The 10616-nt window shown below is 63.5% G+C and carries 10 protein-coding genes; 7 read left to right on the forward strand and 3 right to left on the reverse strand.

Annotation, left to right across the window (positions count from 1 at the left end; genetic code table 11):
* The 7 genes from VN004_RS19240 to VN004_RS19270 form a co-directional block, all read left to right on the forward strand.
* On the forward strand, nucleotides 1-373 hold a 373-nt coding region (locus tag VN004_RS19240), incomplete at its 5' end, for a tryptophan synthase subunit alpha (RefSeq protein WP_325613548.1).
* A gap of 40 nt (nucleotides 374-413) precedes the next feature.
* Nucleotides 414-1400 (forward strand): Bug family tripartite tricarboxylate transporter substrate binding protein, encoded by a 987-nt coding sequence (locus tag VN004_RS19245; protein WP_325613550.1) that lies wholly within the window; start codon nucleotides 414-416, stop codon nucleotides 1398-1400.
* 44 nt (nucleotides 1401-1444) lie between these two features.
* Nucleotides 1445-2347 carry an acetyl-CoA carboxylase, carboxyltransferase subunit beta gene (gene accD / locus VN004_RS19250; RefSeq protein ID WP_325613553.1) on the forward strand — a complete coding sequence of 301 codons (903 nt, stop codon included), beginning with the start codon at nucleotides 1445-1447 and terminating at the stop codon, nucleotides 2345-2347.
* An 80-nt stretch (nucleotides 2348-2427) separates the two neighbouring features.
* Nucleotides 2428-3744, forward strand: coding sequence for a folylpolyglutamate synthase/dihydrofolate synthase family protein (locus tag VN004_RS19255; protein WP_325613555.1), 1317 nt, complete (start codon nucleotides 2428-2430; stop codon nucleotides 3742-3744).
* Between the two features lie 67 nt (nucleotides 3745-3811).
* Entirely contained in the window at nucleotides 3812-4198 is a 387-nt protein-coding gene (rutC, locus tag VN004_RS19260) for a pyrimidine utilization protein C (protein ID WP_325613559.1), read from the forward strand.
* A 3-nt stretch (nucleotides 4199-4201) separates the two neighbouring features.
* A complete protein-coding gene (locus VN004_RS19265) occupies nucleotides 4202-4999 on the forward strand; it encodes an alpha/beta hydrolase (RefSeq protein ID WP_325613561.1) in 798 nt (265 codons plus the stop codon).
* On the forward strand, nucleotides 4996-5964 hold the full coding sequence (locus VN004_RS19270; RefSeq protein WP_325613563.1) for a tripartite tricarboxylate transporter substrate binding protein: 969 nt from the start codon (nucleotides 4996-4998) through the stop codon (nucleotides 5962-5964). The genes VN004_RS19265 and VN004_RS19270 overlap by 4 nt, the downstream gene beginning before the upstream one ends.
* A gap of 93 nt (nucleotides 5965-6057) precedes the next feature.
* Here the strand turns inward: VN004_RS19270 and trxA are convergent, their stop codons facing one another.
* The 3 genes from trxA to VN004_RS19285 all read right to left on the reverse strand — a co-directional run.
* Nucleotides 6058-6378, reverse strand: coding sequence for a thioredoxin (gene trxA / locus VN004_RS19275; protein ID WP_325613565.1), 321 nt, complete (start codon nucleotides 6376-6378; stop codon nucleotides 6058-6060).
* Between the two features lie 160 nt (nucleotides 6379-6538).
* On the reverse strand, nucleotides 6539-9982 hold the full coding sequence (gene addA / locus VN004_RS19280; protein WP_325613567.1) for a double-strand break repair helicase AddA: 3444 nt from the start codon (nucleotides 9980-9982) through the stop codon (nucleotides 6539-6541).
* The coding region (locus VN004_RS19285; RefSeq protein WP_325613570.1) for a PD-(D/E)XK nuclease family protein at nucleotides 9979-10616 on the reverse strand (638 nt) is incomplete at its 5' end. The genes addA and VN004_RS19285, both read right to left, overlap by 4 nt.

Consider the following 10616-nt stretch of genomic DNA (forward strand, 5'->3'; position numbering starts at 1 on the left):
CCCGACGACAGACGACAAGCGCCTGCCGGCCGTGCTCACGAACACATCGGGCTTTGTCTATTACGTGTCGATCACCGGCATCACCGGATCGGCGACGCCGAATGCAACGCGCGTGTCCGACGCCGTCGCACGCATCAAGCGCCATACGACGCTGCCGGTTGCCGTCGGCTTCGGTGTGAAGACTGCAGAACAAGCGCGCGCCATCGCGCAAGGCGCGGATGCCGTGGTCGTCGGATCGGCGCTGATCGACAGGTTGCGCGACAGTCTGGACGGCCAAGGTCAGGCGACGGCTGGTTCGATCAAGGCGGTGACGTCGCTCGTTGCGGATCTCGCCGACGGCGTGCGCTCGGTCCGCCGGGTTGCTGCCGAATAGTTCATAATCAAAACGCAATCTCTTGGGAGGATCTTCCGAAATGTTGACGCGTCGAACCTGGTTGCTCGGAGCCGCAGGTGCCTTGACCGCAGGTCAATGGTCGCTGTCTTCGCGCGCACATGCGCAGATAATTCAGCAGACCACGCGCGTCGTGGTGCCATTTCCTGCGGGGGGCAGCACGGACGCGCTTGCGCGCATCCTCGCCGACAAGCTGAAAGGCGTGTATGCGCCGACCACCCTTGTCGAGAACCGCGTCGGTGCAGCGGGCCGGCTTGCAGTCGAATACGTCAAGAGCGCGGAAGCCGATGGCAGTGTGATGCTGTTCACGCCCGACTTCCCGATCACGGTTTATCCGCACAGCTTCCGTTCGCTGAGCTACGATCCGGTGCGGGATTTCACCCCGGTTGCGACGATCGCAAAGTCGGCGCTGTGCCTGTGCGTCGGCCCGGCCGTTCCGGACAGCGTCAAGACGCTGTCCGATTTCGTTGCGTGGTGCAAAGCCAATCCGACCAAAGCGACGCATGCCACCACCGCGGCCGGCGGCACCCCGCATTTTGCCGGCCTGATGCTGTCGCAGGTCTCGAAAGTCCCGATGACGCCGGTTCATTACAAGGGCGGTGCGCCCGCCTTGCAGGATCTGATCGGCGGTCATGTCACATCGAGCGTCAATCCGGTCGCCGAGGTCCTGCCCTTTGCAAAGAGCGGGAAAATCCGGCCCCTCGCTGTGACCAGCGCGAAGCGAACGAACTTTCTGCCGGACGTGCCGACGATGAAGGAGTCCGGCTACGATGTCGTGATCGAATCCTGGCTCGGCACCCTGGTTCCGTCAAAAACACCGGCGGACATCGTGACGAAACTCAATGCTGCCATCAAGGACGCGTTTGCTGCGCCGGATGTCAAAGAGAAGCTGGCGACGCTCGGCAACGAGCCGGACTACAAGACGCCTGCCGAATTCGCCGCAATGGTGAAGGCGGATATCGAACGCTGGGGGCCGGTGGTGAAGGCGTCCGGCTTCGTGGCGGATTGAGGTCTCTGGCCAATGCCAAAGAGCGGATGAGATAGTCGAGTCGCATGAACTGGATCTCCAATGTCGTCCGGCCAAAAATCCGGTCGTTCCTGAAGCGCGAGACGCCCGAAAATCTCTGGATCAAGTGTCCGGAGACCGGGCAGCTCGTGTTCTTCAAAGATGTCGAGGCGAACCAGTTCGTCATCCCCGGCTCGAATTATCACATGCGCATGGGCGCGACCGCGCGCCTGAAATCGGTCTTCGATGGCGAGACCTGGCTCGATATCGGCGTGCCGGATGTCCCCGCCGATCCGCTCAAGTTCCGTGATCAGCGCCGCTATGCCGATCGCCTGAAGGATGCGCGCACCAAGACCGGCATGAACGACGCCATCAAGCTCGGCTTCGGCCGGCTGGAAGGCATCCCGGTCGTGATCGGGGTGCAGGATTTCGACTTCATGGGCGGCTCCCTCGGCATGGCCGCGGGCGAGGCGATCATCAAGGGGCTCGAGACCGCGGTCGATCGCGGCGCGCCCTTTATCCTGTTCGCGGCGTCCGGTGGCGCGCGCATGCAGGAGGGCATCCTGTCGCTGATGCAGATGCCGCGCACCACCGTCGCGGTCGAGATGCTGCGCGAGGCGAAAAAGCCCTACATCGTAGTGCTGACCAATCCGACCACAGGCGGCGTGACGGCGTCCTACGCGATGCTGGGAGACGTTCACATCGCAGAGCCCGGCGCATTGATCGGCTTCGCTGGCCCGCGTGTGATTGAGCAGACCATCCGCGAGAAATTGCCGCCGGGCTTCCAGCGCGCCGAATATCTCAAGGAGCACGGCATGGTCGACATGGTCGTGCACCGGCACGAGATGCGCGCGACGCTCGCGCGAATCTGCCGGCTGCTGACAAAGTTCTCGCCCAATGCCGGCCGACCGAATCTCCCGGCGACCAGCGACGCCGCGGCGTCCGCCTGACCTCGGCTTCTTTCGTCTTATTGCTTCGGCATCGTTCGGCCTTAGCCGGAACGGACGCCCGTGGTATTGAATAGGTCGCAATGTCAGCCCTTGACGATATTTTGACGCGCCTGCTCGCGTTGCATCCAAAGCTGATCGATCTGTCGCTTGATCGGATGCAGCGCCTGCTCGCGCGCCTCGATCATCCGGAACGCAAGCTGCCGCCGGTGATTCACGTCGCCGGAACCAACGGCAAGGGCTCCACCATCGCGTTCATGCGTGCGATCCTGGAGGATGCCGGGCACCATGTGCATGTTTATACATCGCCGCATCTTGTCCGGTTCAACGAGCGGTTTCGCCTTGCGTCTGAAGGCGGCGGCAAACTGGTCGGTGACGACGAACTGCGTGCCGCGGTCGAGGAATGCGAACGCGTGAACGCAGGCGAGCCGATCACCGTATTCGAAATGACGACGGCGGCCGGCATGCTGTTGTTCTCGCGAAACCCGGCGGACGTGCTGCTGCTTGAAGTGGGCCTGGGCGGTCGGCTTGACGCTACGAATGTCGTGGACGCGCCGCTGCTCAGCGTGATTACGCCGGTGTCGCTCGATCACGCCGAATATCTCGGCGATACGATCGAGAGCGTCGCCGCCGAGAAAGCCGGCATCCTCAAACGCGGCGTGCGGGCCGTCATCGGACCACAGATGCCGGAGGCGCTCGCGGTGATTGAACGTGCCGCCGAGCGGCTACGCGCGCCGCTTCTGATTGCTGGCGAGCAATGGAATATCAGCGAGGAGCATCGCCGCCTCGTCTATCAGGACGACGACGGGCTGCTCGATCTGCCCGCACCGAAGCTGATCGGGCGGCATCAATTCGTCAATGCGGGGATTGCGGTTGCGGCTTTGCGCGCGTCGGGTCTGAAAATTCCGGCGGCCGCCTATGAAGCCGGCCTGATCAAGGCCGAGTGGCCGGCGCGCATGCAGCGCCTGACGCAGGGGAAGCTGGTCACCCTGGCGCCACCCGGCAGCGAGATATGGCTCGATGGCGGTCACAATCCGGATGGAGGACGGGCGGTATCGGTGGCGCTGGCCGACCTCGAGGAACGCGCGCCGAAGCCGCTGGTGATGATCATCGGCATGCTCGGCACGAAGGATTTCGAAGGCTATCTCCGCTCCTTCAGCGGCCTCGCGCGGCGGCTCTACGCGGTCCCGGTCCCCGATGCCGAGCGCAGTCTCGCACCGAAACAGATCGCGGATGCCGCGAACAATCTTGGCGTCCCCGCCGAAACCGCAGCGGATGTCGAAGCTGCGCTCGCGGCTGTGACGACGATGGCGCTCGATCCGCCGCCGCGCATCCTGATCGGCGGTTCGCTTTATCTCGCGGGCGATGTGCTGAGGCGCAACGGCACGCCCCCGGCCTAGCGCCATTTGACTGGCATCGAATTTGCAAAAAATGCCGCGCACGCGCGGCCAATCTGGAGAACTGAAAATGCCGAAAGAGATCATCGTTCCCGCCGGTTCGCCGCCGCCTCTCGCGCCGTATTCTCCGGGCACCAAGGCCGACGGCGTCGTCTATGTTTCGGGCATGCTGGCGATGGACAAGGACGGCAAGACCGTCGGCATCGGCGATGTGAAAGCGCAAACCCGCTGCGTGCTCGAAGCGATCAAATCGGTCATCGAAACCGCCGGCGGCACCATGGCCGATATCACGTTCAATTCGATCTTCCTCAAGGATCTCGCCGATTACGCTGCGATGAATGAGGTCTATCGCGAATATTTCCCGAGCCAGCCACCGGCGCGTTATTGCATCCGCGCCGATCTGGTCCGGCCGGAATTCCTGGTCGAAATTTCGTCGATCGCGCATGTCGGGCGTTGAGAAATGCCGTTTGCGCATCGTGATGGTGCCGACCTTTACTGGGAAAGCACCGGAGAAGGTCCGCCGCTGATCCTGGCGGCGGGTCTCGGCGGCGTGATGGGGTACTGGCAGCCGAACCGGGCCGTTCTGGAGAAACATTTCACGCTCTATCTGTTCGATCAGCGCGGCACCGGCAAATCATCGCGCATCCCGGTCGAATCGATCGAGCAGATGTCTGCCGATCTTGTGGCGGTGATGGACGCAGCCGGGCTGAAGTCCGCGCATTATCTCGGTCATTCGACCGGGGGTGCGATCGGTGTCGCGACCGCGCTCGATTATCCGGACCGTCTGTCGTCGATGATGATCTATTCAAGCACGACGCATGGCGATCCCTATCGGCATCGTATTCTCGGCTTGCGTAGCCTCATTCATGCCGAGCTCGGTGCCGAAGCCTACGGCAAATATACCTCGCTCCTGCTCTATCCGCCGTATTGGATCAATGCCAATGACGCCGCGTTGCGCGAGGCGGAGGCGCAGGCCGCAGCGCAACTCGGCGAGCCTGCGGTTCAGGCCAGCCGGCTCGATGCCATTCTGGCATTTGACAGGCGCTCCGAATTGCACCGCATCGCGATCCCGACGCTCATTCTGTGCGCGGATGACGACATCCTGACGCCGCGCTACTTCTCGGAGGAATTCGCGCGGCATATGCCGGCAGCACACACGCATTTCGTGGCACAAGGCGGACACGCGCTTTCACGGACCGAGCCCGATCTCTTCAACAGCCTGGTCATCGACTTCTTCAGCGGAGCAGCAAAATCATGAAAATCTTTCGTATGGCCATCGCCGGGGCGATCCTCGCGGTGTCCGCTGGTGTCGCGATGGCGCAGGACTGGCCAACCAAGCCGCTGCGCATCGTCGTTCCGTTCCCGGCCGGAGGCAGCGCCGATACGCAGACACGGGTGATCGCCGACGAATTGTCGAAGGCGCTCGGGCAGGCGGTGGTGATCGAAAACAAGCCGGGCGCCGGCGGCAATATCGGTGCCGCCGAGGCCGCGCGCGCGCAGCCGGATGGCTACACGCTGTTCATGGCGACCACCGGCACGCATGCGAGCAATGTCTCGCTTTACGACAAGCTGCCCTATGACCCGGTGAAGGACTTCGCGCCATTGACGATGGTGACGATCTATCCCCAGGTCGTGGTGCCGAGCCCGAAGATGAAGGATGCGTCGTTCAAGGACATGATCGCGCAGCTCAAGGCCGCGGGTGACAAGTCGAATTTCGGATCGTCCGGCACCGGCTCACCGACCCATCTCGGCGGCGAATTGTTCAAACGCGCGACCGGCACGCAGATGGTGCACGTGCCTTATCGCGGTCAGGGCCCGGCACTGAACGACATGCTGGGCGGTCAGCTCGACGTGATGTTTCCGTCGATTTCCGACGTGCTGAGCTTTCTGCAATCGGGCAAGCTGCGCGCCATTGCAGTGATGAACGACAAGCGATTGAAGCAGATCCCCGATGTGCCGACGATGGCGGAACTCGGTTATCCCGGCGTCACCTCGTCAATCTGGACCGGCCTATACACAAAGGCCGGAACGCCGCAGCCGGTGATCGACCGCCTGCACAAGGAGCTGGTGACGATCGTCAACTCGCCGGCGTTCAAGGACAAGTTCGAGGCGTTGGGCTTCGAAGTGCGCACATCGACGCCGCAGGAACTCGCCCAATTCACCGAGGCGGAGACCAAGCGCTGGGGCGACATTATCAAGTCGCTCAACATCAAGGCGCAGTAAGGTCGCCGCGAGGCGCGGCGCGACCGAGCGGTCTAAAAAGCAAACAGCCGGCCTCGCGGCCGGCTGTTTGTACAGGTGTTGGGACAGCGCGGCCTAGACGGCCGCGTTGATCCATTGTTCGAGCTTGGCCTTCGGCGCCGCGCCGACCTGGCGCGAAGCGAGCTCGCCGTTCTTGAAGATCATCAGCGTCGGGATCGACATGATCCCGTATTTCGACGCGATGCCGGGATTCTCGTCGACATTGAGCTTCACGATCTTGACCTTCTCGCCGAGCGCATTCTGGATCTCGTCCAGAGCCGGGGCGATCATGCGGCAGGGGCCGCACCATTCCGCCCAGAAATCGACGACGACGGGGCCGCTGGCCTTCAAGACTTCGGCCTCGAAAGTCGCGTCCGACACCTTTCCAACGGCCATATTGCACCTTTCGAATCGCAGGAATGTCAGAAATTCGTCCATGAAACTATGAACCGCCCCTGCCTGGGTCAAGCCTGCATCGGCCGCGCCTGATCCGGCAGAAATGCGGCCCGGCCTTGCAGTCACGATGAGGCGGGCGGTCTTGACAGAGGGGCCTCGCTCAACCGCCGATCACCTGTGCGAGTTCCGCGTTCAGCGCCGCGTGCGGGAGCTCCATCAGGGTCGCATTTTCGGTCCAGATCAGGGCCGCGCGCACGGTCCGGCCAGGGTAAATTCGTTGCAGCAAGGCGCGATACAGCGCCAGCTGGCGCCGGTAGGCGCGCGGAACATCCTCGAGCGCGGTGGGCGGCGGCCGGTTCGTCTTGTAATCGGCGATCAAGACCTCCGTATCGGTCACTGCCAGGCGGTCGATCACGCCGGTCACGGAATAGGGCGCGAGACCCTGTCGTTCCAGCCTGCCGATCACGGGGACCTCGCTCCGGCTGCCGGCCGCGAAGAGCGGCGCGAATTGCGCATCGTCAAGAATGGCGAGGACCTGCGCTGCGATGGCCGCGCATTGGTCTGCCGAGAGCTTTTGGCGGTTGCGGCGAAGATAATCCTCCGCCGCGGCCGCTCGGCGTTCCGGCGGAAGATCGGGCAAGGACTGAATCAGGCGATGCAGCAGACGGCCGCGCTCCAGCGCCTCTTCGCGCTCGCTTTCCCCGGTCCCGCGCTTCCATTCCTCGTCGTCTGCATCCGACGGTGTGATCGCAACCGCGCGCGGCGGCTCGGCCGTGGCGGGCTTGTCGATCCAACCGGGCAACGGTAACTCCGTTTGCGCTACGGCCTCTTCGGTGTGCGTCGGAAAATCGAACACGTCCTTCCGCAATCGCCAGATCGTGCCCTCGCCGTCCTCGGACGCCATTTCGATGGTGTCCGCATCGGGGCCGACCAGCGCACGTTCGATCAACTGATACCAGCATTGATCCGGGATGATCGGCGTGCGGTCTCTGCGGACGCCCGACGCCGTGCCGCAGATGACGAGCCGCTGCTCGGCGCGCGTCATCGCGACGTAGAGAAGCCGCTTGTATTCCTCGATACTGGCGTTATTCGCCGCCACGCGTGCGCTTGCCACGAGCGGTGGGTCGGTGTCCTGCGACTTCGCCCAGACGAGACCGGCCCCATCATTCAGCGTAACCTCCACAAGTCGCGGAGGCTTGTAGCCTTGCGGCCGCGTCGTCGTGTCGGCGAGGATCACGGTATGCGCCTCGAGGCCCTTGGCGCCATGGACGGTCATCACGCGGACCTCGTCGCGCGTGATTTCCATGTCGCGCTTCACCTCTGCATTGGCCGCGCGGAGCCACGCGACAAAGCCCTGGAGCGATGGAATTTCGCGCCGTTCATATTCCAGTGCGAGATTGAGGAATTCGTCGAGCGCGTCATTGGCTTCCGGGCCGAGCCGCGCGAGGAAGCGCTTGCGCGCGCCGCCCGCTCCGAGAAGCTGTGCATAGAACGTGAACGGGCTGTCGCGCGACGCGGCGTCCGTCAATTGCTGCAGGCGCGCCGCGGCTTCGCTGAATCGTTCGGCCTTTCTGGTCAGCGCCCTGCGTAGCGAATCGCGGCCGCGATCGTGCGCGATCTCGAACAGATCATCCTCGCTCAGGCCGAAGATCGGGCTCTTCAAGACGGATGCGAGCGCGAGATCGTCTTCCGGCAGCAGCAATGCGTCGGCGAGCGCGATCAGGTCCATCACCGCGATATGGTCGAGCAGCACCATGCGGTCGGCGCCCGCGACCTGAATGCCGGCGGCCTTCAATGACCGGATGATGGCCTCGAATAACGGGCCGCGCTGACGCACCAGGATCAGGACATCGCCGGGCTTGGTGCCTTTGTCCTGCCAGAGCCGCACATGCGTCGCGATCTTTCTGGCGAGGCGAACCTGAGTGCTGCTCTCGCTTTTCTCATCGAATGGAGCGTCCCATCCTTCGATGTCGTCCTTTTCCGTCGGCAGCACCAGCGGCCAGATATCGACGTGACCGGGCAATTTGCCGGGCAAGGATTCATGTACCGTCGGCGTCTTGTCGGACGACAGCGCCGCGTAGGCAGCTTCTTGCGCGAAGACCAGGTCGACGGCCTTGAGCACGACCTCACCGGAACGGAACGAGGTCAGCAGGCGGACATTGCGCCATTCGAGCCTCGCTGCCTTGAAGTCGCGCTCGAAGTCTTCCCGCATTGCGCCGAATTTCTCCGGCGCGGCGCCCTGGAAGGAGAAGATCGACTGCTTGTCGTCGCCGACCGCGAACATTGTCCGCCTGTGGCTTCGCGCACCGGCGCCCGCGGTGAATTCGGAGACGAGCGTGCGGATGATCTCCCATTGCTTGGGGCTCGTGTCTTGCGCTTCGTCGAGCAGCAGATGATTGATCCCGAGATCGAGCTTGTAGAGCACCCACGCGGCCGAGGTGCGCTGGAACAGCGCCAGCGTGCGATCGATCAGATCGTCATAATCCAGGAGGCCGCGCCGCGTCTTTTCGCGTCGGTAGCGCACGATCACCTCGTGAGCCACGGTGATCAGCGCGCGCGTGCGATCACGGCACTCCGCGGCGCGCAAGGTATCGAGCAGGGCGCAGACGCGCGTTTGTTCACGCTCGAGACACTCCGCCCATTCGGGATGCACGTTCCGCAGCGCCTTGCTGACGAGGTTCCTGCGCGCTTTGCGCTCCTTGGTGCAGAAAATCTGCAGATAGGCATCGCGCTGCGCCGTGCTTGGCGCAGTCAGAGCCGCCTTCAGCGCACGAGCCTGTTCGGCATAGGTCTTGCCGCCGGCGTGGAGAACCTCGGCAAGGTCATGCCATTGCGCGCAGTCGAATTCGGCTTCCGACAGCAAGCGGTCCTCGATCGCGTCCACGCTGTCGTGCGGGCCGACGCCCAGCGCCGCGGACAATTCCGCGATCGCAGCGTCGACCGAACCGGTCCGTGCGATCCATTGCTCGATTCGGTCGCGTTCACCGACGGCTTCCTTGATCAATTCGAGGAAAGTGGCGTCGGCGGCGGCCTTGATTGCGTCCGCAAGCGCCCTGCCGATTGCGGAGCCCGGCTGCGCGGCGCCTTCGAGCATCACTTCGAGCGTGAGCTTGTCGAGCAGCTGGGTTTGCGTCGCATCGTCCAGCACCTCGAAGCCTGCACCAGCATCGGCCTCGAACGGAAACTGATGCAGCAGGCTCGTGCAGAAAGCGTGGATGGTCTGCACTTTCAGACCGCCCGGCGTCTCCAGCGCCAGCGCAAACAAGCGGCGCGCTCGCGTCCGCAATTTTTCGTCCGGGACAAACCCGATGTCACGGATCGCCTTGTCGAGCCCGTCATCGTCAAGCGCGGTCCAGGCCGAGAGCGTATTGAAGACGCGCGCCGCCATGGTCGCCGCCGCGGCCTTGGTGAAGGTGATGCAGAGGATCTTTGCCGGGTCTTCGCCGCGCAGCAGCAGCTTGATGACGCGCTGGGTCAGTACGTGGGTCTTGCCTGAGCCGGCATTGGCGGATGCCCAGGCCGATACGGCAGGGTCGGACGCCGTGAATTGCGGCTTGAGCACGCGCTCGGGCAGCTCGCGACTGGCGGAATTGCGTGCGCTCATGCCGGAATATCCGGGTCGACTTCGCCGCCGGTCGCCGACCATTCACGAACGCGAGCGAGATGATCGTAGTCGCCGTAAGTGCGGCCGACCCATTGCGGCCGCCAGAATGATCGATACGGCGTATCCTCGGCAGCAAAGGTGACCGCGAGTTCTTGAAGCTTTTTCAGCGCGCGGTCCGCGGCATCGTCGACCGTCAGGCCGTCGAATTCACGCGGCGCCTTCTCGCCACCGGGATCGCCGCCGCTGAGGCGCAGATACAGCAGTTCGGAGAGCGAGCCGCCTTTCGGCAGTTTTTCAAATTCGCCGTGCCGCAGGATCGAGGCTTGCAACGTCAGTTGCGGTGCAAAGCCGACCTGCACTTCCTTTTTCGATGGCGGCCGTCCGGTCTTGTAGTCCAGCACCGCGAAGCTGCCGTCGTTCAGCAATTCGATCCGGTCGGCCCGCGCGGTCAGCATGAAGTCGGGCGTCACCTGCAATTCGCCCTGAACTTCCGCATAGACCGACTGCACGTTGCGACGACGCTCGATTTCCCAATCGATGAACCAGCGCGCGATGCGCTCGAAGCGCGGCCACCAGAACGCCTTGGCTTCCGGGAAATCGTTGAGCGGCGCGAAGGCGTCGCGCCCGAGCGCCA

It is taken from the genome of Pseudorhodoplanes sp. (assembly GCF_035565855.1).
GTDB lineage: Bacteria > Pseudomonadota > Alphaproteobacteria > Rhizobiales > Xanthobacteraceae > Pseudorhodoplanes.